This is a genomic window from Pseudomonas sp. s4, assembly GCF_046764235.1.
Classification (GTDB): domain Bacteria; phylum Pseudomonadota; class Gammaproteobacteria; order Pseudomonadales; family Pseudomonadaceae; genus Aquipseudomonas; species Aquipseudomonas asiatica.
This window is the reverse complement of record NZ_CP177209.1, coordinates 1023072-1045886: the sequence shown is the minus strand read 5'-3', so window position 1 is coordinate 1045886 and position 22815 is coordinate 1023072. Positions and strand designations below refer to the sequence as shown.

Genomic DNA, 22815 nt, shown 5'->3' with positions numbered 1-22815 from the left:
ACATGAGCACTCCTCAGTACCTACGCAAGATCAAGCTCACCATTGGTGACAATGCAGAAGCCCTAGACCTATCCGAGTTGCGCATACGCTTCGCCGTGCGACGTGGGGACTTCAGCACCCCCAACTCTGCCGACATTCGCGTTTACAACGTTAGTGATAACACCGCGAGCAAGGCTCAAAAAGAATTCACCCGTGTACGCTTGGAGGCAGGCTATGACGGCAATTACGGCGTGATCTTCGACGGCACGATCATTCAGGTTCGCCGGGGCCGGGAGAGCCAGACTGACACGTACCTGGACATCACTGCCGCAGACGGCGATAGCGCCTACAACTTCTCCGTGGTGAATTGCGCGCTGGCTGCTGGCGCCACGCTCGACGACCAGTTGAACGTCTGCCTTCAGGCCATGGCGCCCCACGGTGTGACCCTGGGATACAAGCCTGAGCTGTCCAAGCAAAAGCTGCCACGCGGCAAGGTGATGAGTGGCATGGTCCGTGATTACCTCGACTCGATCACTCAGGCCGCTGCTGCGAAATGGAGCATTCAGGATGGGCGCCTGTACATCATTCCGCTGAGCAACTATGTGCCGGGGGAGGCTCTGCAGATTAATTCAGCGTCGGGAATGGTTGGTCTGCCAGAGCAAACACAGAACGGCATCACCCTGAAAATGCTACTCAACCCCAGCGTGAAGATTGGCAGGCTTATCGAGCTGAACAACCAGAGTATCCAGCAATACCGCTACAGCCTCGCGTTGCGGGCCGGGGCCGAAAACGAACGGATCGCCTTGCAGAACAAGCTCAACGGAGACGGGCTGTATTACGTGATGGTGGCGAACCACTCGGGAGATACACGCGGGAATGACTGGTACACCGATGTGATCTGCCTGGCCGTGGATGCAACTGTTGCTCAGGAGTTCTTGCCCAGCAGCACCGCCGCTTCTGCCAGTGACCTGAAGCCAATCAAACCGTTCGGCTGATCCCGCGCCCACACATCGAGGAAAGACCATGAGACAGTACGAACGTTACGACGACCCGCTAACCGTTATGAAGCTTGCTCTCCACTCAGCCAAGGCCACCACCTGGACGGCTCTGCCAGGTATCGTTGAGAGCTTTCACCCCGAAACCATGACCTGCGTGGTTCAGCCGGCAATACAGAGCATCATCACCGACCGGGACGGCGAGCAGACCACTAGGAACATGCCGCTGTTGCTGGATTGTCCGGTGCAATTTCCAGCGGGTGGCGGTTGCACGCTGACCTTCCCGGTGGTCAAGGGTGACGAATGCCTGGTGGTGTTTGCCTCTCGCTGTATTGATGCCTGGTGGCAGGCTGGTGGCATTCAGACTCAGGCCGAACTGAGAATTAACGACCGATCAGACGGCTTTGCCCTGCTGGGTTTTCGGTCATTGCCCCGCACCATTAACGGCATCAGCCTGAATGCCGTCCAGCTTCGCAGCGATGATGGGCAGGCCTTTGTTGAAGTGAACCCGACCAGCCACGCCATCAACGCAACGACCACCGGGGCGATAACTGCGAGCGCCAATGATGGCATGACGCTTACGGCGCCGCTCGTGACCATCAACGGCGACGTTAAGGTCAATGGCCGGATCGACACGACCGGCGACGTGAAGACCGGTGCAATCAGTCTTCAGACTCACAAGCACGCCGGGGTTACCAGCGGCAGTGGTACCAGTGGTGTGCCGCAGTAGCTTAGAAATGCGGGACGCCTAGTGGATCGGCTTCGGGATTGAGCACTTCAAACTGCCAGCCTGGGGCCGTTCGTGCGGGGACGAATGCGCTTTTCGGAAAGGCCTGCCGGTTGCCTGATGGCGACACGGTATCAACCGTGTCGCCGAGCGCCGAAGACCAGCACCGAGGCTCTTTGATGCCGCCCGTGCTGACTTCGGCGTATTTCATCTGGCTGGCGTTGGCTATTGGCAGATTACAGGACCGGTCTGTGTAGAGCACGGCTGTGACGGCGTATGCATCGACGAGCTGACCTGGCTGGGCTGGCGCATCAATGAACACCTGGTCGGCGCTGGCCTCGCAGCAGAGTGCGACTGTCGCTAGCGTCAAAATGTGACTGCGCATAGGCCCTCCGGCATTGGCGGTTTTAAAGCGAGAGTCGATCAATCAAAAACAGAAACGGGTAGAGATAAGGTTAGCCGGAGTCAGCCCTAAAACGGCTGAGTGTTTTCCTGTTTTAGCATGCATTCTACGAACGCTTTCATTTCTGATCGGCCAGGGACAAGAGAGGCGGACCAAGCAGGTTCTTTACCGTTTGGAAAACTGATCCTCAACACCTTGGCTCTGCTCATCATGCTAAGGAAAGTTGCCGTCACTTCCTTAGGTAGAGCTGCGTCAACGATCTTTCCATCGCCATAAGACTCAAGGGTAAGAGGCTGGCCATCTGAAAAGTCGATGGTGGTGGTAACCGACGTTCCCTGCGGGATGCGCCACGAATCCTTGTACATGGTGAGGTTTAGATACTCACTACCGCCAAATTTTTTGACCACGACATTTTTCACCGTGAGCCCGGACGCTGGGGTGGCTGTCAGTGCGCATAGCGGCGTCCCTTTCGGTGTTCTTGTCGAGAGTGCCGACCACGCGGTAAGTGGTGTGCCGGCATCGGCAAGCGCCATACTTGATACTGAGAGGGCGACAAGTGTCGCAGTGAGTGAGCGCCTCATTTTCCTTTCCTTTGGTTGAATGGTCGTTTCCAGACTGGTCACTACAGCACGTAACACATAATCCGACACGGCTTTAGACTAACGGATATCATGCCTGCAGCTCTTTCAGTTGTCCGCAGTATTAAGGGTTTTCGGAGCCCATAAAAAAGGGCAAGCCACCTGCTGACGACCTGTAACAAGGCTGGTTGTAACAAAGGATGTAACAGGGTAACGCGCTGTTTCTCGCACCACCTTCACGAAGGCCAAGTGCGCGAAACCTTTCAAGGTAAGCACCGCTGGTACGCATTCAGACCTGCGTATCGGATAAGTTCGCACCAGTGGTTCGCACGCCAGGTACGCACCCGCCTATGCGCGAACCTGGCGGACTGCCCGTTATCAACGGTGATGGTTTCCACGCGCTGGTTGCCACTGTGGTTTCCACGGTATGGCAGCCTTGCCAGTGGCAACCTGTCCGGTGCGCCACGCCTCGAATGACCACATGAAAACCACAATGCTCGCCGCCCAGCGCCAGCCGATCCGATCTCAGGTTTTCTCAGGTTCCACTGTGTAGGAATCGACACACTGTGTAGGAATCAACACGGCAGATTGGCCAGCGTAGCTTTACCGGGCCTTTACCGAATGTGAGACAGGCGTGATACAGATTCTTGACAGGCAATTGACGGATTGCGCCGCTGGCGCTTGAGCATGATCGGCTGTAAGCCTTGCTGTACAAGGGCTGGCGCTGATTCTGGCCGACCCGTGGGAGCGAAGGCCGTCAAGAATTTCCGGGCGTGCTCGTCAAGGGAATCCGGGCCGCCCAGAACCTGACAAAACTTGACATGCCGGGCCTGTGAAGGGGGCGACCAAAGTGATGTACCCCTGATATCAGCCTGGGGCAAACCAGCGGCCAAGGATGCGGAAAACCAGCAGGCTTGCATGGGGAAACCCCGCAGGCAAATCAGGGAAACCCTGAGCGCCGAAATTACCAATTCCGGCAGTCTCGATTGATATTGGTAGTCTCGCCCCGCTTTGGCGAGCTAACGCCAGCAGCGTTACCTACATAGACGGACAGACTGCGCCAAAATTTACAGCCCTGACAGCAGGCCGGAATAGGTGGCCCGGCAACCTGGTGCAAACTACCCGGATGCTGGGTAGTTATCAGATAATCAGGCGCCACCACATCGAGGGCCGCACCATGTCCGTTATCGACTGCGACTACCTACCCGACCCGGAGCCGATCACCTTCCCGCCTGAGCTGGCGCTACTGATCGTAAGAAAGGCCGCCGCCATGGCCGAGGCATTCGAGAGCAAGGCGCTCGACCAGATGACCATGGACGCCAGCCGAGCGCTTCGCAATGGAATGGAACCGCGCAGGATCATCAGGCAGATGGGGCTGTAATTACTGGATTCCCCGTAATTGCCAGCGGCACCGCATGGAGCGTCACGCCTGATACGCCGAAACGGGACGCCAGGTTACATACCCGGAATCTAGGGCTTGTAGCGATGAGCAAAACCGGCTGGTTAGGCCTGGGGTCGATTTCAAATCGCCCCCTTCCTGGCCGCTGGTATTCCCCGGTGGGGGTGAACGATCCGTTCACCCGGTGGCCTTGCCGCGATCTTGCCGTGACAGGTGCCAGGCACTACCCCGAAACAGGGTGGCGATAACACCACCGATTTGTCCAATTAAGAGTCGCAAAAGGGGGCCACGCGAAGAAAAGTGAGTAGATTTGTGAGTAGACGAAAAACCAAAAATCACGAAAACCCCATAAACACTAGGCTAAACCTCATGTGTTTTAGTCCCCCTCGGGCACCAAGATCCGGAAAAAACCGACCTTATGGTCGGTTTTTTTTTGCCCGTCCGGTCAGCGCCAGCGATCCAGCTGCCCCTGGGCACGGCTGCTGAAAATCGTCAGCAGCTCGCTCAATGTATGCGGTGACGGTTCGGCAGTGCGGGTCACCGCATACAAGGTAATCGGCAGCGCCGGGGCCAGCGGCCTGATCGCGGTCGCCCCAGGCGCCGCGCCAAGTGCGGTGAAGGGATCGATCACCGCCAGCCCAGCACCGGATTCGACCATCGCCCTGGCCAGTGAATAGGTTTGCACCGCAATGCTCACCCGTGGCGGCGGCTCCACCGCCTTGAGGTAGCTTTCGAGGCGCACCGACAGCGGGTCGGCGCTGGACAGCCCGATCATGGGCGCACCGGCCAGTGCCGCCAACGGCAGCGGCTTGCCTTCATCTTCCAGCGGCCAATAACCTGCCGGTGCCAATGCCACCAAAACCCCGCTGGCCAGCGCCTGAGCCTTGAGCGCAGGGTGATCTGGCTGTTGCAAGGTCAGGGCGACATCGATCTCCCGCATCAAAAGGTTCTGCACCAGTTCGCGACTGTGGGCGCTGGACAACTCGCAGGCGATATCCGGATAACGCTGGGTCCATTCATGAATGGCCGGCGGCAGCAGCGACAGGGCCAGTGCCGGGGTCGCACCGATCCGCAGGCTGTGGCCTGGCGCGCGACGCAGGCTTTGCGCCAGGCGTCGCACTCCTTGCAGACTCTCCGTTACCTTGTCGACCTCACGCTCCAGCTCCAGCGCTTCGGGCGTGGGCTGCAGCTTGCCGCGCACCCGCAGGAACAACGGGAAGCCCAGTTGCTGCTCGGCGTGCTGCAGAACCTTGGTCACGGCAGGTTGGGAAACGTGCAGCAACTGTGCGGCACCGCTGACCGAGCCGGTCTGGCGGATGGCCTGGAAAATCTCGATATGGCGAAGGCGCATGGCAAGTCCATAACCTTTGTTTATGGCTCAGCGATCTTTATTCATTTTTCGCCACCTGTCACCTGGCCCTAACCTCAGCCTCGTTCCAACAAAGAACAAGGACTGACATGGCTCAGCATGTATGCATCATCGGCGGTGGCGTCATTGGGCTGTCAACCGCTTATGCACTGGTACGCGACGGCTTTGACGTGACGCTGATCGAGGCTCGCGATTCGTTGGGCAGTGAAACCAGCTTCGCCAACGGCGGCCAGCTGTCCTATCGGTACGTGGCGCCCCTGGCCGACGCAGGTGTGCCATTGCAGGCCCTTGGCTGGATGCTGCGCGGTGAATCGCCGCTGCGACTGCGCCCGCGCTTCGATCGTGCCCAATGGCGCTGGATGGCAGCATTCCTTGGTGCTTGCCGCTCCTCGGTCAACCGTGCCAACGCAGGCCACCTGTTGCGCCTAGCGCTGTTGAGCCAATCGACCTTGCAAACCTGGCGAGAAGAGGATGGCCTGGACGGTTTCAACTGGCGGCGCAACGGCAAGCTGGTCACCTTCCGCCAGGCCAGCAGCTTCGAACATGCGCGCAAGAACCTTGCCGCGCCCCAGCAACAACAGGTGCTGTCGCACGCCGACTGCACCCGTCTGGACCCGGCACTGGCAGAGGCGCCCTTTGTCGGCGCCATCTATACCCCGGATGAAGAAGTCGGCGACTGCCACAGCTTTTGCCAGCAACTGGCGGCGCACCTGCAGGCGTCGGGACGCTGCAAATTCCGCCTGGGCCAAGCGGTGTCCGCAATTCGCCATGCGCATGGCGTAGTGAATTCAATTGAACTGGACGACGAAGTGCTGCCGGTGGAGCAATTGGTCGTTGCAGCCGGCCATCGCAGTGCGTTGCTGGCACTGCCGGGCATCGACCTGCCGCTGTATCCACTCAAGGGCTATAGCCTGACATTACCGATCGGTGCACAGCACAAGGCGCCGGACCTGAGCATCACCGACTACGATCGCAAGATCGTCTACGCCCGGATTGGTGAACAGTTGCGGGTGGCGGCGATGGTCGACATTGTCGGTTTCGATCCGTCGCTGGACCCCAAGCGCCTGGCCCTGCTAAAACGCCAGGCCCGCGAAACCTTCGCCAATGCTGGTGACTACGACTACGCCATCGAATGGGCCGGCATGCGGCCGGCGACCCCCAGCGGCGTACCGCTGCTGGGCGCAACGGCGTACCGCAATCTGTGGCTGAACCTTGGCCATGGAGCGCTGGGCTTTACCCTGGCCTGCGCCAGCGCACGTCTGCTGAGTGAACTGATCGGCCAGCGCCGCCCCTCCATCGACCTGCAGGGTTTAACCGCCCGTGCGGCTGGTGGAAATAACCGTACTGCAGCACGTCTCTGATCCCCTCACCTACAACGGAGAATAACAATGCGAAAAATCACGTTGATCGGCTGCACCCTTGGCCTGTTGCTAGGCACCCAGGCCCATGCTGACGAAGTAGCGCTGGGGCCTACCCTGAGCAAGATTGCCAGAGCCAACAGCATTACCCTGGGCTATCGCGATGCTTCAGTGCCGTTCTCCTACGTGGGAGATCATTCGGGACAACCCATGGGCTACTCAGTAGACCTGGCGAACAAGATCGTCGAGCGGGTACAGCAGAAGCTGGCATTGCCCCAGCTCAAGGTGAAATACAACCTGGTGACATCGCAAACCCGCATTCCGCTGGTACAGAACGGTACCGTTGACCTGGAGTGCGGCTCGACCGGCGTCACCGCAGAGCGCCAGAAGCAGGTGGCGTTTTCCTACGGGTTCATCTATGTCAAAGGTCAATTACTGACGGCCAAAGACAGCGGGATCAAGAGTTTCGCCGACCTGCGCGGCAAGAATGTGGTGACCACCGCCGGCACCACCAACGAACGCTATCTGAAAAGCTACAACGTCGATAACAAGATGGACATGTACGTGATCAGCGCCAAGGACCATGGTGAAGCCTTCCAGATGTTGCAGTCCGGCCGGGCAGCGGCGTTCTACATGGATGATGCGCTGCTCTACGGAGAACGCGCCAAGGCCCGTGACCCGCACAACTGGGTGGTGGTCGGGGAAGAGCAGTCGCGGGAAATCTACAGCTGCATGGTGCGCAAGGATGACCCACAGTTTCTCGCGCTGGTGAACGCGGCGCTGGGCGAGCTGTACAGTTCCGGGGAAATCAACGGGATCTACCAGCGCTGGTTCGAACAACCGATTCCGCCCAAAGGCTTGAACCTGGAATTCCCGATGACCAGCGAACTCAAGGCCATCTTTGCCAAGCCGGTGAGTGACCCGGTGGAGTAGCATCCAGACGACCAGCCCCTCTGGCTCACGGCCTCGCCGAGTACTGGAGGCAATGGCCTCGGCCGCTCCGGCCGCGCCCCGTTGCCAGCGCAGGAATGACCTGCCATGAAGCTGACCAACCGCCCCGTTCAGCCCTCCGAAATCCCTGTTCTGCTAGCGGGGAACTACATGGGGCTGAACGAGGAGGTCGACACCCAAGGCACGAATGACTTTCAGCACAGTGTCAAAGCGTGGTTTTGCGCCTGGACTGAGTGCCTTGTACAGACTTTCCCTTCCCAACCCACTCTCGGTGGCGATCTGCGTCATTCCCCGTGCGCGAGCGATATGGCCAAGTGCCCGAATTATTTCCTCGGTATCGCCATCTGCGAGGACCTGACTAAGGTACTCAGTGATGGCCTCATCACTACTCAACAAGGCCGCCATATCAAACGGGATCAACTTTTCGCTCATTTCACACCCATTCAAGTGTTGAAGCGGCCCACTCTGTCGCCTTACCCCTTATATGGGAACTCAGGCATTTCCCATAGCGGGGTCAGACTTTTCTCTTCACGGTCATAAAAAACCTGCAACATTCAACACCCGAACCTTCGCCGCGCCTCGACGTCCGATCCTGCATCACCCGCGTTTCGAGGTACCCCCGCGTGAAAGACATCATCACCCGCAAGTACCGCCTGGTCGTGAAGACCGTCGGCTACATCGGCTGGTCGCTGTTCTGGCTGCTGATCTGGGATGTGCTGGTCACCATCGATTTCATGCTGTTCTTCAACAGCAAGTTCACCCTGCCGCTGATCCCGTTGACCTTGCTGGGCTCGGCGCTGGTGGTGCTGGTGAGCTTTCGCAACAGCAGCGCCTACAGCCGCTGGTGGGAGGCGCGCACATTGTGGGGGGCGTTGGTGAACAGTTCGCGCAGCTTCGCGCGGCAGGTGCTGACCCTGATCGATGACCCGGATGATGGCCTGAACCCGATCAAGGCTACCCTGCTGCGCCGGCATATCGCCTATGTGAACTGCCTGGCGGCACACTTGAAGGGCGAGCGCTGCCCGGATGAACTGATGGCGTTCATCCCGCCTGCGGAATTCGAGCGGCGCAACCGTTCGAACAATTTCGCCAACGACATTCTGAGTGGTTCGGCGGCGTTGCTGGCGCGGGAATACCAGGCCGGGCGGCTGGACAGCATTCGCCTGGCAAGGCTGGAATCGACGCTGGTGGACCTGTCCAATGCCCAAGGTGGCATGGAACGGATCGCCAATACGCCACTGCCCTACCCTTACGTGTATTTTCCGCGGCTGTTCATCACCCTGTTCTGCCTGATCGTACCGGTGGGGCTGGTGGAGTCGCTGGGCTGGTTCACGCCGCTGGCTTCGACGGTGGTGGGCTTCATGCTGCTGGCCATCGAGCGGATCGGGACGGATTTGCAGAGCCCGTTCAGATTCAGTGAACACCAGATCCAGATGGACAGCATTTGCGAGACGATTGAGCGGAACCTGGAGTCGATGCAGCGGGAGGCGCAGTGTGCCGGAGTTGTGGGTGCCTGAGGGATTTTGGGGCTGCGTTGCAGCCCATCGCGACACAAGGCCGCTCCTACAAGGGGCCGCGCAAGCATCAAAGGCGGCACTTTGCCTGTAGGAGCGGCCTTGTGTCGCGATAGGGCCGCAACGCGGCCCCGGCTATCTGTCAGGCCCGCACATAGCGCTGGCGCAACACATCACTCAACGCGTCCACCAGCAACACCAGCACCAGCATCCCCATGATCACCGTGCTGGCCTGGGCCTCCTGGAACAGGCTCAAGGTGGTGTACAGCATCTGCCCCAACCCACCCGCACCGACAAACCCCAGAACGCTGGCCATGCGGATATTGTTCTCCCACCGATACAGGCTATAAGCCAGCAACTGCGGCCACAGATTGGGCAAGGTGCCAAAGCAGAATGCCGCCACCTGGCTACCGCCCTGCAAGCGGATGGCCGCCGCCGGCTCCGGCGGTGCGTTCTCCAGCGCCTCGGCAAACAGCCGCCCCAGCACGCCAGCGGTGTGCAGCGCCAACGCCAGGGTACCGGCATTCGGCCCAAGCCCGGCAGCCAGCACCGTCAGCGCGGCCCACACCAGTTCCGGGATGGCCCGCAGGGCATTCAGCAACAACCGCGCACAGGCCTGCAGTGGCCAACCGAACCGGCCAGCGGCCGGCAGCGCCAACAGCATGCCCAGCAGCATGGCCAACAAGGTGCCCAGGCCGGACATGGCCAAGGTTTCCAGCGCCCCATGCGCTACCGCGCGCAGGTGCCCGGCAGACAGGTCCGGGTGCAGAAAACGCCCGGCATACTCGCCCATCTGCCCCAGCCCGCCGTTGCCGACCAGCGCCTGCAAGTCCAGCTCCAGGTATGCGAACGAGGCCATCACTGCAGCCACGATGGCGCCGAGCACCAGCCAGTTGATGACCCGGTTCATGCAAGCCTCCAGCGCAGGAAGCGGCTGAGCAGGTCGGCCAGCATCACCAGGACCAGGAAGGTCAGCAGCATGCTTGCCACCTCCGCTCCCGCGAACATTCGCATCGACAGGTCGATCTGCTGCCCCAGCCCGCCAGCACCGACAAAGCCCATCACCACCGAGGCGCGCACCGCGCACTCCCAGCGGTACACGGTGTAGGACACCACTTCGGAGACCGCACTGGGCAGGATGCCGTAGAAAAACGCAGCCAGGCGGCCACTACCCGCCTGCAGCAAGGCATGCGCCGGGCGCTGGTCGACCGATTCGAAGATCTCGGCATAGACCTTGCCGAGCATACCGCTGTAGGTAATGGCGATAGCCAGCACGCCCGCCGTCGGCCCCAGCCCCACGGCCCGCACGAACAGCAACGCCCAGACGATTTCCGGCACACTGCGCAGGAAAATCAGCAACCAGCGCACTGGCAGGCGTAGCAGACGCGACCACAACCCGGCGCGACCGCCATGTGAGGCGGCACGCAGCGACAAGGCACGGCTGGCCAGCAACCCGGCAGGGACCGCCAGCAGCAACGCCAACGCCATGCCGGCCGTGGCCACGGCCAGGGTCTGCAAGGTGGCCTCATAAAGCAGGGAAAGGAAGTCGGCATCGTGTGCTGGTGGCCAGAAGGCACTGGTGAAACTGGCGATCTGCTGGCGATTCTCCGCTTGCAGCAGGACCGCCGGGTTCAATTCGCTCAGCTGCACGCCAGGCCACAGCACCGCCACAGCCAGCAGGGTCAGCAGCAACCGCGGCCACAGCGCCGGGTCGCGGGCATCAAGTTTCAGCATCGCGGTATCTGCACGGTCAGGGTCGGCCCCTGGCTCGGTGGTGAAGCCAGTTGTTCATTCGCATACAACGCATCCAGCAACTGCTCGGTCACCGCTTGCGCCGGGCAGTCGAACACCACCTGCCCTTCGCGGATACCAATCACCCGCGGGAAGTGCGCCAGCGCCAGGTCCACGGCATGCAGGCTCGCCACCAGAGTGACGCCATTGGCCTGTGCGTGGCGGTTGAGCAAGGCCAGACTGTGGTCAGCCAGCACCGGGTCCATGGCCGACACCGGCTCGTCGGTCAACAACACCTGCGGCCGCTGGTACAGCGCCCGGGCAATGCCCACACGCTGCAACTGGCCACCGGACAATTGCCCGCACTGTACGAAGAGTTTGTCGGCCAACCCCAGCTCGGCCAGTGCCTGGCGCGCCCCCGGCACATCGCAGGGGTACAGCAGGTTGAACAGGCCACGCAGCATGCCCCACTGCCCCAGGCGGCCGGCCAGCACTGCCGTCACCACCCGCTGGCGCGGCGGCAAGGGCGGTGCCTGATGCACCAGGCCTACCCGCGCACGCAGGCGCTGGCGGGCTCTGGAGGACAACGCCCATGGCTGCTCGCCGAGCAGTTCCAGGCGCCCGCTGCTGGGCTGGACGGCGGTCGCCATCAGGTGCAGCAAGCTGGACTTGCCCGCCCCCGACGGGCCTATGATGGCGACGCGCTCGCCCTGGCCGATGCTCAGGCTCACGGCATCGAGCGCACGCACCTGGCCATGGCGCAGCCCGGCCTCGTGCAGATGGATCGCCACATTGGAAGCCACTGTCGATATCACTTGAGCAGGCCGGCCTCGCGCGCAGCCTGCTCGGTGCCCACGTAGTTCTCAGGTCTGGTCTCGATGAAGCGGCTGGCCGCCTGCAGGTCGAGGATCGCCTTGTGCTCCGGGTTGGCCGGGTCGAGGCCGAGGAAGGCTTTCTTGATCTTCTCTTTCAGCGCCGGGTCCATGTTGCCGCGCACGGTCCAGTTGTAGTCGAAGTAGGTCGGGGTGGTGGCGAACACCTTCACCTTGGCGGTATCGACCTTGCCGGCATCCACCAGCTTCTGCCAAACGCTGGCATTGAGCACGCCGCCATCGACCTTGCCGGCCTGCACCCAGGCCACGGTGGCATCGTGGGCGCCGGAGTAGGCAACGCGACCGAAGTAGTCTTCAGGCTTGATGTTGTCCTGCTTGAGCATGAAGTAACGCGGCATCAGGCTGCCCGAAGTGGAGGAAATGGAACCGAAGGCAAACGACTTGCCCTTGAGGTCGGCCAGGCTCTTCACATCAGGGTTGGCGGTGATGAATTTGGAAGTGAACTGCGCATCCTGTTCACGCTGCACCAGCGGCGTGGCGGCAGGGTCCTTCAAGTGCACCTGTACGAAGGTGAAGCCCCCCAGCCAGGCCAGGTCCAGGCGGCCGGAGGCCAGCGATTCGACTACCGCGGGGTAATCGGCCACAGGCACGAACTTCACCTCCATGCCCAACTGCTTGGCCAGGTACTCGCCCAACGGTTTGAACTTGCGCTGCAGTTCGGTCGGTGCTTCGTCAGGGATGGCGCTGACCCGCAGAGTGTCGGCGGCCTGGGCGACAACGGCACAGCAAGACAGCACAAGGCCGGCGGCGAGCGCCAGAGGGCGTTTGAGCATGAGGTGTTCTCCGGTTCAATAGCGGGGAAATGTCGGCCTATAGGCCGACGACGGGAATTATAAGAGGCGCAGGCGCAAAGGCCAGCTTTGCTACAATCGCGCATCAAATTGACCTCCTGAGGTGCACATGAGCGAGCCGATTCGCCTGACCCAGTACAGCCATGGTGCCGGCTGTGGCTGCAAGATATCCCCCAAGGTGCTGGATGTGATCCTCGCAGAAAGCGGCACCCAGGCTCTGGACCCGAAACTTTGGGTAGGCAACACCTCGCGCGACGACGCTGCCGTGTACGCGCTGGATGACGAGCGCGGCGTGGTCTCGACCACCGACTTCTTCATGCCGATCGTCGATGACCCGTACGACTTCGGCCGTATCGCCGCCACCAACGCCATCAGCGACATCTACGCCATGGGCGGCGACCCGCTGATGGCCATTGCCATTCTCGGCTGGCCGGTCAACGTGCTGCCACCGGAAGTGGCCCGCGAAGTGATCCGCGGCGGCCGTGCGGTATGCGCCGAAGCCGGTATCCCGCTGGCCGGCGGCCACTCCATCGACGCCCCCGAGCCGATCTTCGGCCTGGCCGTCACCGGCGTGGTCAGCAAGCGTCACCTCAAGCGCAACGACACCGCCAGCGCAGGCTGCCGCTTGTACCTGACCAAGCCACTGGGTATCGGCATCCTCACCACCGCCGAGAAAAAGGCCAAGCTGCGCCCCCAGGACCAGGGCCTTGCCCGCGACTGGATGTGCACCCTCAACACGCCAGGCAGCCGCTTCGGCAAGCTTGACGGGGTCAAGGCCATGACCGACGTCACCGGTTTCGGCCTGCTCGGCCACCTTGTGGAACTGGCCGAGGGCAGTGGCGTTACCGCGCACCTGGACTATGCTGCCGTCCCGCGCCTGCCCAGCGTCGACCACTACCTGGCCGAGGGCTGCATCCCCGGCGGTACCCTGCGCAACTTCGACAGCTACGGCCACAAGATCGGCGCCCTGAGCGACGACCAGAAGCATCTGCTGTGCGACCCGCAGACCAGTGGCGGCTTGCTGGTGGCGGTTATCCCGGAGGGTGAAGCCGAGTTCCTGGCGGTGGCCGCCGAACTGGGCCTGCAACTGGCGCCAATCGGCAAGCTGGTCGAGCGACAGAGCCACGCGGTCGAGGTGATCTGATGCGCCCCGACTGCACCGACTTTCGCCAGTTGTTCCTCGACGATGTGCCGATGATGGACATGCGTGCACCTGTCGAGTTTGCCAAGGGCGCCTTCCCCTGCGCCGTCAACCTGCCGCTGATGAATGACCAGGAGCGGCAAAAGGTCGGCACCTGCTACAAGCAGAAAGGCCAGGCTGAAGCCATCGTTCTGGGCCACAAGCTGGTCAGCGGCGAGATCAAGCAGGCACGTCTGGAGGCCTGGGCAAAGTTCGCCGAGGATCACCCGGAAGGCTACCTGTACTGCTTCCGTGGCGGCCTGCGCTCCCATCTTGTGCAGAAAGTGCTGCGCGATGAGAAGGGCATCCACTACCCCCTCGTCGAGGGCGGCTACAAGGCTATGCGCCACTTCCTGCTGGAGACTACCCAACAGGCGGTCGCGCAATGTGATTTCGTGCTCGTGGGCGGCCTGACCGGCACCGGCAAGACGGATGTGCTGCACCTGCTGGACAACGCGCTGGACCTGGAGGGCTACGCCAACCATCGCGGTTCCAGCTTTGGCAAGCGCGCCACTGCACAGCCCGCGCAGATCGACTTCGAGAACAGGCTGGCCATAGACGTGTTGAAAAAACGCGCCCGGGGCATCGAGCAGTTCGTGCTGGAAGACGAAGGCCGAATCGTGGGCAGCTGCACCGTACCGCTGGAGTTGTACCAGGGCATGCAGCAATACCCGCTGGTGTGGCTGGAAGACAGTTTGGCCAACCGCGTGGAGCGTATCCTGCGCGACTACGTGATCGACCTGAGCGCCGAGTTCGTCAGCCTGCATGGTGAAGAAGATGGCCGGCGGCTATTTGCCGAGACACTTCTGCAGAGCATGGGCAGGATTCAAAAGCGCCTCGGCGGCGAGCGCCATCAGCGGCTGTCGGAAATCCTGCGCCAGGCGCTGGACGAGCAGCAGCGCAGTGGTTCGGTGGAGTTGCACCGGGTCTTCATCGAAAGCTTGCTGAGCGAGTATTACGACCCGATGTATGCCTACCAGCGTGCAGCGAAAGCAGAGCGTATCGAGTTTGCCGGGGATGCGGTGGAAGTGCGCGAGTATCTCAAGGCCCGGGCGCTGCGCGAACCGCGCAAGTAAAAACGGGGCCGCTTCGCGCCCCATCGCCGGCAAGCCAGCTCCCACAGGTATTGCACTGCCTGACAGGGTATGCGCTCCCTGTGGGAGCTGGCTTGCCGGCGATAGGGCCAGTACTGGCAGCCTCACTGCCCAGGGCTGAGCACGCGCTCCAGCTCCGCCGCCCGGTCGCGGGTCATGTCCATCACACAGGACCCACCTTCCAGCTGTGCCATGGTCCCGCCACTGGCCTGCACATGGAACCCGCAATTGCCATCGCGGTAGGCAAGCCACTTGCGCTGCACATCACGCAGGCTCTTCTGCTGCCCGGCATCCAGCTTGCCCATCAATTGCTTGTACACCCGGTTCAAACGCTGGTCCTGCAACTGCGTCTCGGCCCGAATGCACTCGCTCATGGCAACGGTACTGGACGCCTTGTCCATGCACTGCCCGTATCCCGGCGTGTAGTCATCCGCCTGGGCCAGCGGCAGCACACAGGCCAATGCCAGGCCCGTCAGGTAATGCTTGGTCATAAACTCTCCTTGTGGGCATCACAGCGTCTGCGGCTGTTCCGGCGGCATCAGCACCTTGCCCGGCTCGAAGCGCAGCGACGGCATCTGCGTTGCCGCATAAAACATCACGCCAAGCGCCGCGACCAACACCACATCCAGCCAGCTCCAGCCCGGCATGTCGTCGGCGCTGCGTGCCCTCCAGCAATGCCAGGCCTGGCCCATGCAAAACACCACCATTGCCGCCAGCCACAGGTAGAAACCGGCACCAAAACCGGTCAGGTCATGGAACTCATAGCTCTGATTGTCCGGCAGGCGGTCAATTCCAAAGCTGCTGGCCGCCAGATACACAGCCACCAGCCCGACCAGCAATGCCAGCCGGCGAAAGCGTCGATGGGCAAGGACCGCCAGGGCCAGCAGCGGGTTGGCAAACCACTGGTACAACCCGAAGGGCATACCCCAAGGCCCGTACAACAGCATCTGCAGGGCCGGCATGTGGCGGTCACCACTCATCAGCGCGCCGTCGAAGAACAGTGCGAGCAGGTAAAGCAGCAGGCTGGCGCTCAGGTAGAAAACTGGCAAGAGATTTACTTCCTATGCAACCGGGGGCTCTAGCAGAAGGCCATAAATACCCGAATCGGACAACTCGCCGGCAACGCACCAACGCGCACGCAATGTGCCTTCCAGCACAAAGCCCTGGCGCTCCAGAGTGCGTGCCGAACCTTGGTTGCGCGGGTCGATCTCGCCTTCCAGGCGGCGCATGTGCAGGGTGTGGGCGAGGTAATCGATGAAGCAGGTCAGTGCTTCGTCCATGTAACCCCTGCCCTGCACCGCGCTGGCCAGGCAGTAGCCGATTTCACCACGGCGAGAGACATCGTCGATATTGAACAGCTGGACCATACCGATCAGTTCGCCGTTGTCACGGCGGTACATGCCAAGCTTGAGCTGGTCACCATTGGCATAGGCTTCGCGGTCGGCGGCCAGGGCGCTTTCGGCTTCGGCCAGGTCTTGCCAAGGTGCATGGTGCCAATAGCGCATGACCTCGGGGTCGGCCATGATCGCCAGCCATTGCGCGGCATCGGCATGGCGCATGGGGCGCAATTGCAGACGCGGGCTGTCGAGGCAGAGGTCACTGGGGAAACTGCGGGGTGGGGTCACGCCGGATCTCCTGTCCATTGCTGGGGAGATGACAGTTTAACGTCAAGCGATCGGTTCAAGCATCCCGGGGCTGCTGCGCAGCCCTATCGCCGGCAAGCCAGGCTCCCACAGGTACACCACAGGCCAGGAGCCTTGCACTATACCTGTGGGAGCCTGGCTTGCCGGCGATGGGCCGCAAAGCGGCCCCAAAAATCGTTCAGGCGCCCCGATTCAAGCCCATTTCCATGTCATTGATCAGCGCCTTGGCCATGGCACTGAGAATGCGCGCCGCGCTGCCAGCGATCTTGTCGCCCTCCATCTCGGCCTCTTCGTTCAAATGCTTGATACAGCCGATCAGCACCGACAATTCATCGAATGCCAGATCAAGCGGTACACCCGGCTCTATCCGGTACAGCTCAAGGAATTTCTCCGCACCTACGGTGGTGCGGGATTTGAGGTGGTCGCTCATGCCTGGGCCTCCTGCGCCTTTATGTGGGCTAACAAGGCGTGCAACAGGGCAGTTTGCGTCGACATGTTTTCGAGAAGGGTGGAACGCAGGTCCGGGGCTTCTGCGTCGAGGTATTGGAGGATGGTGTTGGAGAGAATGTCCATGACCTGGGTAGCCTGGGACTTCGCGGCTTGGTAAGTAAGGTCTGTAACGGGTGGATCAGGTACAAGTTTTTTCATAGTCATCTCGGAAATATTTTCAGAGGCAACCACTCGCATCCTTCTCACAGATAAGGTGGCAGCCGTACGCGAGGTGAGAAGACCAGTGTCCGAGGCACCGGCCAGACCGAAGTCTGCACGCGCACGGCTGCCATAACTGGCAAGCCATCTCGAAACACCGGGCTTCTCACACCCGATCGCCAATTGTGACGACGCCGAAACGTTATCTCTGAGGTAGCTACTTGCCTATCAGACGGCATCCGACTTAGGCCGTAGGATAATTCCTAATCCCTGGCAACCTGAAGCATTTGGTTGCAGGTTCAGAATCTTCTTACAGCTGATGGCCCTTTCGCGGGTAAACCCGCTCCTACAGGGTACGGTGATACCTGTAGGAGCGGGTTTACCCGCGAAAGGGCCGGTACAGGCTAACGAAATACGATCAGGCCACCTCAGCCCCATCATCCGGCCAATGCGGCTCGTTGGCCCCGGGCGGGGTCAGTGGTGGCAGGCCATACGCCGCCCGCGCATCGTCGCAGCTGGGGTTATGCACCCCACCCTCCCACGACGCCTCGAACTCGCGGCAGGGGCTGGAACGGTTGGCGTAGATGGTGCAAGCCACTTCCTGGCCGATCTCGCCCTGCAGGCTGATGCAGCGGCAGGGTTTGGCATCGGTGCCGATCATGGCAACACGGGTGGGGTTGATCTGTACCACCAGGTCGTCCGGCACAAGGCCCCCGGCGGACTGGCATTCGCCCCAGAAAAAGGACACACGGAAGTACCCGCAGCAGGCGCCGCAGTCAAGGCAAGGGTTGTATTCGGACATGATGGCACGGAGGGAAGGTTGTTGTTATCGGGGCTGGCCCGCGGCGCCATTTTCAATCCAAGCCGGGGCGGCTGGATAGAGGGGAATGCAAAAAATATTTGCCGCTGATCCGGCAATTGAACACGGGCGACCAACGACTTCCCCGGCCGCCCATTCAAGTCAGCGTAATGCCTTGTAGGTGTTGACATCCCAGCGCTGCTGGCCAAGGCCCTCGGTCGGCTCATAGCCATCACCACACACCTTGCTGAAGTGAATGCAGGTCTCGCCGCAATACACCAAGCGGTCGTCATCTTCGCCCTCGGTAAGTACGGTATACGACTCGCTACGCATGGCCTTGTAACTCCCTTCGGCAGCGGCCATGACCATGTGATATCGCATCAACTGCTCGTCGCTCAGGAACAGGCGCCTGTCCAGTTGCACACCCCAGCGGGTCAGGCAGACCTCGGCAAAATGACGAACGATCAATCCCGGCTCCGCCAGTACCTTGCCATCACTCGCACCGTCGATGGAGGCGTTGCCCACCAGCGTGGCGTGGCGGCCTGGTATCGGGTAGATGCATATCCGTGTACCCGGTTCGACCGAAGGGATCACGCAGGCAAAGCCTTTGGATCGCTCGTCCCGCGAATAGAAACCCACATACTCGCGGACATTGCCCGCCAAGGTTACCCGCTGGCTTTGCAGGTTACCGATGCCCGGCACCGGGTCGATGGCGAAGATATTCACGGGTATGTCCCGCAATACAGGGTCCTGCGCCATGGCGTTGGCCAGCATGTGGCAACTGATCCCTCCCCTGCTCCAACCCACCAGGTTCACCTGGGTCGGCAAGCGCGGCTTGCGGAACAGGTTGATGATGCGCTCTTGCAGCTCCTGTGGCGTCGGGTGGCGTTCGCCGTAGTCATAGGTGCGCCAGAACCAGGAAGCTGTAGAGGTGGCATCCGGGATCGGAACCGCGGCCTCCTTCAGCCGCTCGTATTCTTCCTCGCTCAGCTTGGTGCGCTGCCAGCTGCTTTCGCCCTTGATCACCTTCAGCACATGGTTGACGTTCTCTTCCCAGCCGCTGCCGAACAACTGGCCGCTCCAGTTGAAATAACCACCGGGCTCGACGAACAGATTGTCATCCTGGAGGTTGCCGCTGCCGGGGCCGTCAACGGCAATCCAGTGAGCGAACTCGCGGCCCTGGTCATTGCTGGCCAGGGTCGAGACCAGCTCACCATTCCAGAAGTTGGGGTTGGCATCGTCGAAGCGGTGGGAGCCGGTGCCGCAGAAATAGGCGGTGAAGACACTCATCTTTCGGGTCTCTGAAGTGAGAAATGAGTGCAGAAAAATAGTTATCTGGGTAGCTGTAGAGCAGTAGGAAAGTGCTCCTACAGGTACGGCGCAGGCCGTGCGGCATGTGCCGTACCTGTAGACATGGGGGCTTACTTACGAGTCAGGCCATCAGCCCGGAACATCTGCCGGATCCCGCGAATCGCCTGGCGAATACGATCCTGGTTCTCGATCAGGGCAAAACGCACATGGTCATCACCATAATCACCAAAACCGATCCCCGGCGACACACAAACCTTGGCTTCGGCCAGCAGTTTCTTGGAAAACTCCAGCGAGCCCAGGTGCGCATACTCCGGCGGGATCTTCGCCCATACGTACATCGAAGCCTTGGGGTTCTCGACCATCCAGCCCAGCTCGTGCAGCCCTTTCACCAGCAGGTTGCGGCGCTGGCGGTATTGCTCGGCAATGTCTCGTACGCACTGCTGGTCGCCTTCCAGTGCTGCAATGGCAGCCACCTGCAGCGGGGTGAAGGTGCCGTAGTCGTGGTAGCTCTTGATCCGCGCCAAGGCACTGACCAACTCGGGGTTGCCGACCATGAAGCCGATCCGCCAGCCAGCCATGTTGTAGCTCTTGGACAGGGTGAAGAACTCCACCGCGATGTCCTTGGCCCCCGGCACCTGCATGATCGACGGGGCCTTCCAGCCATCGTAGACGATGTCGGCATAGGCCAGGTCATGGACCACCAGCACGCCATACTGCTTGGCCAGGGCCACCACGCGCTCGAAGAAGTCCAGCTCCACGCACTGAGCGGTGGGGTTGGACGGGAAGCCGAGGATCATCATCTTCGGCTTGGGGATCGACTCGCGGATGGCCCGCTCGAGTTCGTTGAAAAAGTCCACGCCCGGCACCAGCGGTACCGAACGCACCTGGGCACCGGCGATCACCGCCCCGTAGATATGGATCGGGTAGCTGGGGTTGGGCACCAGCACTGTGTCGCCCTGGTCGAGGGTAGCCAGCATCAGGTGCGCCAGGCCTTCCTTCGAGCCGATGGTGACGATGGCTTCGCTTTCCGGGTCGATGTCGACCTCGTAGCGTTCCTTGTACCAGTTGGAGATGGCCCGACGCAGGCGCGGGATGCCGCGAGAGGTGGAGTAGCCGTGGGTATCTTCACGCTGGGCGACCTGCACCAGCTTCTCGACGATGTGCGGCGGGGTGGCGCCATCGGGGTTGCCCATGCTCAGGTCGATGATGTCCTCGCCACGGCGGCGGGCGGCCATCTTGAGCTCGGCAGTGATGTTGAAGACGTAAGGGGGCAGACGATCGATGCGCGCAAAGCGGCGCGGCGAACCTGGGTTGGCCATGGCTTCCTCTGAGTACGTAAGCGCCCGGAACCGTCCGAGCGACGCTGGCCGATGTGGCGGCCTGAATCAGAAGATAGTGCCGATACAGGATACCTGTAAAGGACAATTTCCTGTTTTCATAGATCTTTTCAGATGTATTTTTTGAAAATAAGAAATTTATATTCTGCTGTGCCGGCCTTGTTCGCGGGCGAGCCCGCGAACAAGGCCGGCACAGAAAAACGCCCATAAAAAACCCCGGCACAGTGGCCGGGGTTTTTCGTGAAACAGGCAGCAGTATCAGCGTGCGTATGTCATCAGCACTTCCGCAGCGGTCTGGCTGTCCACACCCATCATCACGCTCAGGGCAGTGACGGTGAGGATGGAGAAGCCGAACACCTTGCGTGCCCACTTGCTGTCGTCCTCGGCCTTGTAGCCAGCCCAGGCCATGTACAGCCAGTACAGGCCCATGGCTGCTGCCACGGCCAGATAGCCGAGGCCGGCGTAACCGCCGAGGGTAAGCATCAGGGTTGCGAGCACGAAAGCCAGCACGTACAGCACGATCTGCTTCTTCGCCGCGAGGATGCCACGTGCCACCGGCAGGACCGGAATGTTGGCAGCGCTGTAATCCTTGAAGCGGAAGATCGCGATGGCGAAGCTGTGCGGCATCTGCCACAGGCTGAACATCACCAGCAGGGTAAATGCAGCCAGGTCGAAGCTGTTGCTCACGGCGCAATAGCCGATCACCGGAGGCATGGCACCAGACAGGCTGCCGACCAGGGTGCCGTGCACCGATTTACGCTTCAGCCACAGGCTGTAGAAACCGACGTAGACGATGAAGCCGATCAGCGCACAGAACGCCGACAGCGGGTTGGCCTGGACATACAGCAGGCTGAAACCCGCCACCCCGAGCAGGGTGGCGTAGATCAGCGCGAGGGGCAGCGACATGCCGCCCTGGACCATGACGCGGTTCTTGGTGCGCTCCATCTTGTGGTCGATGTCACGGTCGATGCAGTTGTTGAACACGCATCCGGACGCAACCACCAGCGAAGTACCGATCACCACCGCCAGGAACAGGGCGAAATCCACATGGCCCTTCGAGGCAAGGAAGAAACCGCCTGCCACGGAAAGCACGTTACCGAAAATGATCCCCGGTTTGGTGATTTGGATAAAGTGCTTAACGGACATGCAGTCTTACCTCACTTGGCCAACATTTCGAAGTGGATGCTGAACATGATCCACAGCGACAGGCCGACAAGCAGAGCGATCACCAGGGTGGTGAACAGGAACGTCGAAACGTTGTTGCGTTGCTCTTTCGAGCGGTCCATGTGCAGGAAGTACACGAGGTGCACTACTACCTGGATCACGGCCATGGCAACAATGATCAGAACGGTCAGGTTCTTCGGCAGGCTTGGCGACATGGCCAGGCCGAACGGGATCGCAGTCAGGATGATCGACAGGATGAAGCCGATCATGTACGACTTGACGCTGCCGTGGTTACCTTCGTGATGAGTGTCGTGTGCGTTAGCCATTACAGAACTCCCAGCAGGTAGACGACGGTGAATACGCAGATCCAGACCACGTCCAGGAAGTGCCAGAACAGGCTCAGGCAGCTCATGCGGGTCTTGGCGGTCGGCGTGATGCCGTGCTTGTTGATCTGGTACATCATGATTGCCATCCAGATCAGGCCGGCGGTCACGTGCAGACCGTGGGTACCTACCAGGGCGAAGAAGCCCGACAGGAAACCACTGCGGTTCGGGCCGTAGCCCTCGGCGATCAGGTGATGGAATTCGTAGATTTCCATCGCGATGAAGCCTGCACCGAACAGGAAGGTCACAGCCAACCAGCCCAGTACGCCAGCTTTCTTGCCGTCGAACATCTTCAGCATGGCGAAGCCGAAGGTGATCGAGGACAGCAGCAGGAACAGCGTTTCAACAGCTACGAAATCGAGCTGGAAGATGTCATGACCCGACGGGCCGCCGGCAAAACTGCCGGACAGCACCGCGTAGGTGGCGAAGAGCGACGCAAACAGGATGCAGTCGGTCATCAGGTACAGCCAGAAACCGAGTACGGTCATCTGGCCCGAGTCGTGGTGGTGGTCGTCATGCCCATGGTCGTGACCATGAGCAGCACCGTGCATTACTTGACTGGACATTG

Annotated in this window: 27 protein-coding genes; 8 read left to right on the top strand and 19 right to left on the bottom strand. The window is 60.9% G+C overall.

Annotated features, from left to right (window positions below):
• The first annotated feature begins 2 nt into the window (after nt 1-2).
• Together ACK56M_RS04905 and ACK56M_RS04900 are read left to right on the top strand one after the other, a co-directional pair.
• Complete coding sequence (locus tag ACK56M_RS04905) at nt 3-974, top strand: phage protein (protein WP_411959272.1); 972 nt, start codon at nt 3-5, stop codon at nt 972-974.
• A gap of 28 nt (nt 975-1002) precedes the next feature.
• Nucleotides 1003-1704, top strand: coding sequence for a Gp138 family membrane-puncturing spike protein (locus ACK56M_RS04900; protein ID WP_411959271.1), 702 nt, complete (start codon nt 1003-1005; stop codon nt 1702-1704).
• A gap of 1 nt (nt 1705) precedes the next feature.
• Here the strand turns inward: ACK56M_RS04900 and ACK56M_RS04895 are convergent, their stop codons facing one another.
• Both ACK56M_RS04895 and ACK56M_RS04890 read right to left on the bottom strand, forming a co-directional pair.
• Entirely contained in the window at nt 1706-2086 is a 381-nt protein-coding gene (locus tag ACK56M_RS04895; protein WP_411959270.1) for a hypothetical protein, read from the bottom strand.
• A gap of 86 nt (nt 2087-2172) precedes the next feature.
• Nucleotides 2173-2727, bottom strand: a complete 555-nt coding sequence (locus tag ACK56M_RS04890; protein ID WP_411959269.1) for a hypothetical protein — start codon at nt 2725-2727, stop codon at nt 2173-2175.
• Between the two features lie 1132 nt (nt 2728-3859).
• Between ACK56M_RS04890 and ACK56M_RS04885 the strand changes: the two genes are divergently transcribed.
• Nucleotides 3860-4063, top strand: a complete 204-nt coding sequence (locus ACK56M_RS04885) for a hypothetical protein (protein WP_169898427.1) — start codon at nt 3860-3862, stop codon at nt 4061-4063.
• Between the two features lie 463 nt (nt 4064-4526).
• On the opposite strand, the gene ACK56M_RS04880 is transcribed toward ACK56M_RS04885, so the two are convergent.
• Nucleotides 4527-5432, bottom strand: coding sequence for a LysR family transcriptional regulator (locus ACK56M_RS04880; RefSeq protein ID WP_013971007.1), 906 nt, complete (start codon nt 5430-5432; stop codon nt 4527-4529).
• A 107-nt stretch (nt 5433-5539) separates the two neighbouring features.
• Here ACK56M_RS04880 and ACK56M_RS04875 point away from each other — a divergent pair, with 107 nt between their 5' ends.
• Together ACK56M_RS04875 and ACK56M_RS04870 are read left to right on the top strand one after the other, a co-directional pair.
• Complete coding sequence (locus ACK56M_RS04875; RefSeq protein ID WP_411959268.1) at nt 5540-6811, top strand: D-amino acid dehydrogenase; 1272 nt, start codon at nt 5540-5542, stop codon at nt 6809-6811.
• Between the two features lie 27 nt (nt 6812-6838).
• Complete coding sequence (locus tag ACK56M_RS04870) at nt 6839-7741, top strand: transporter substrate-binding domain-containing protein (RefSeq protein ID WP_137137919.1); 903 nt, start codon at nt 6839-6841, stop codon at nt 7739-7741.
• Between the two features lie 153 nt (nt 7742-7894).
• On the opposite strand, the gene ACK56M_RS04865 is transcribed toward ACK56M_RS04870, so the two are convergent.
• Nucleotides 7895-8191, bottom strand: coding sequence for an addiction module antidote protein (locus ACK56M_RS04865; RefSeq protein WP_039613839.1), 297 nt, complete (start codon nt 8189-8191; stop codon nt 7895-7897).
• Between the two features lie 191 nt (nt 8192-8382).
• On the opposite strand from ACK56M_RS04865, the gene ACK56M_RS04860 reads away from it, so the two are divergent.
• Nucleotides 8383-9276, top strand: a complete 894-nt coding sequence (locus ACK56M_RS04860; RefSeq protein ID WP_309672671.1) for a bestrophin family protein — start codon at nt 8383-8385, stop codon at nt 9274-9276.
• Between the two features lie 139 nt (nt 9277-9415).
• On the opposite strand, the gene phnE is transcribed toward ACK56M_RS04860, so the two are convergent.
• From phnE to ACK56M_RS04840, 4 genes are read right to left on the bottom strand one after another with little or no spacing between them, the layout of a single operon-like run.
• Entirely contained in the window at nt 9416-10183 is a 768-nt protein-coding gene (phnE, locus tag ACK56M_RS04855) for a phosphonate ABC transporter, permease protein PhnE (protein ID WP_015269003.1), read from the bottom strand.
• Nucleotides 10180-11007 carry a PhnE/PtxC family ABC transporter permease gene (locus ACK56M_RS04850; RefSeq protein ID WP_015269002.1) on the bottom strand — a complete coding sequence of 276 codons (828 nt, stop codon included), beginning with the start codon at nt 11005-11007 and terminating at the stop codon, nt 10180-10182. The genes phnE and ACK56M_RS04850 overlap by 4 nt, the downstream gene beginning before the upstream one ends.
• Nucleotides 11001-11795: a phosphonate ABC transporter ATP-binding protein gene (locus tag ACK56M_RS04845; protein WP_015269001.1), complete on the bottom strand. Its 795-nt coding sequence runs from the start codon at nt 11793-11795 to the stop codon at nt 11001-11003. The genes ACK56M_RS04850 and ACK56M_RS04845 overlap by 7 nt, the downstream gene beginning before the upstream one ends.
• Nucleotides 11796-11815: 20 nt before the next feature.
• A complete protein-coding gene (locus ACK56M_RS04840) occupies nt 11816-12670 on the bottom strand; it encodes a putative selenate ABC transporter substrate-binding protein (RefSeq protein WP_015269000.1) in 855 nt (284 codons plus the stop codon).
• Between the two features lie 127 nt (nt 12671-12797).
• On the opposite strand from ACK56M_RS04840, the gene selD reads away from it, so the two are divergent.
• Both selD and mnmH read left to right on the top strand, forming a co-directional pair.
• Entirely contained in the window at nt 12798-13832 is a 1035-nt protein-coding gene (selD, locus tag ACK56M_RS04835) for a selenide, water dikinase SelD (protein WP_100413259.1), read from the top strand.
• The gene (gene mnmH / locus ACK56M_RS04830) at nt 13832-14944 is read left to right on the top strand and encodes a tRNA 2-selenouridine(34) synthase MnmH (protein ID WP_217190023.1); all 1113 of its coding nucleotides are present in this window, start codon (nt 13832-13834) and stop codon (nt 14942-14944) included. Before selD ends, mnmH begins: the two co-directional genes overlap by 1 nt.
• A gap of 122 nt (nt 14945-15066) precedes the next feature.
• Here the strand turns inward: mnmH and ACK56M_RS04825 are convergent, their stop codons facing one another.
• The 11 genes from ACK56M_RS04825 to cyoC all read right to left on the bottom strand — a co-directional run bounded on the left by ACK56M_RS04825 (nt 15067) and on the right by cyoC (nt 22813).
• Nucleotides 15067-15453, bottom strand: a complete 387-nt coding sequence (locus ACK56M_RS04825) for a lysozyme inhibitor LprI family protein (protein WP_023661248.1) — start codon at nt 15451-15453, stop codon at nt 15067-15069.
• Between the two features lie 18 nt (nt 15454-15471).
• A complete protein-coding gene (locus ACK56M_RS04820) occupies nt 15472-16011 on the bottom strand; it encodes a hypothetical protein (RefSeq protein ID WP_253152947.1) in 540 nt (179 codons plus the stop codon).
• Nucleotides 16012-16023: 12 nt separating this feature from the next.
• Nucleotides 16024-16587 (bottom strand): GNAT family N-acetyltransferase, encoded by a 564-nt coding sequence (locus ACK56M_RS04815; protein WP_012270565.1) that lies wholly within the window; start codon nt 16585-16587, stop codon nt 16024-16026.
• Between the two features lie 196 nt (nt 16588-16783).
• Nucleotides 16784-17035, bottom strand: a complete 252-nt coding sequence (locus ACK56M_RS04810; RefSeq protein WP_015268995.1) for a DUF3077 domain-containing protein — start codon at nt 17033-17035, stop codon at nt 16784-16786.
• Nucleotides 17032-17178, bottom strand: coding sequence for a hypothetical protein (locus ACK56M_RS04805; RefSeq protein ID WP_169774995.1), 147 nt, complete (start codon nt 17176-17178; stop codon nt 17032-17034). Before ACK56M_RS04805 ends, ACK56M_RS04810 begins: the two co-directional genes overlap by 4 nt.
• Before the next feature lie 493 nt (nt 17179-17671).
• On the bottom strand, nt 17672-18055 hold the full coding sequence (locus ACK56M_RS04800; protein WP_003259127.1) for a YkgJ family cysteine cluster protein: 384 nt from the start codon (nt 18053-18055) through the stop codon (nt 17672-17674).
• A 159-nt stretch (nt 18056-18214) separates the two neighbouring features.
• Nucleotides 18215-19342, bottom strand: coding sequence for a hypothetical protein (locus tag ACK56M_RS04795; protein ID WP_100413255.1), 1128 nt, complete (start codon nt 19340-19342; stop codon nt 18215-18217).
• 131 nt (nt 19343-19473) lie between these two features.
• Complete coding sequence (gene alaC, locus ACK56M_RS04790) at nt 19474-20682, bottom strand: alanine transaminase (RefSeq protein WP_013970982.1); 1209 nt, start codon at nt 20680-20682, stop codon at nt 19474-19476.
• 276 nt (nt 20683-20958) lie between these two features.
• Nucleotides 20959-21846 carry a heme o synthase gene (gene cyoE, locus ACK56M_RS04785; protein WP_100413254.1) on the bottom strand — a complete coding sequence of 296 codons (888 nt, stop codon included), beginning with the start codon at nt 21844-21846 and terminating at the stop codon, nt 20959-20961.
• 11 nt (nt 21847-21857) lie between these two features.
• Nucleotides 21858-22190 (bottom strand): cytochrome o ubiquinol oxidase subunit IV, encoded by a 333-nt coding sequence (gene cyoD, locus ACK56M_RS04780; protein ID WP_003259128.1) that lies wholly within the window; start codon nt 22188-22190, stop codon nt 21858-21860.
• Entirely contained in the window at nt 22190-22813 is a 624-nt protein-coding gene (gene cyoC, locus ACK56M_RS04775) for a cytochrome o ubiquinol oxidase subunit III (protein WP_023661242.1), read from the bottom strand. The genes cyoD and cyoC overlap by 1 nt, the downstream gene beginning before the upstream one ends.
• Nucleotides 22814-22815: the final 2 nt, after the last annotated feature.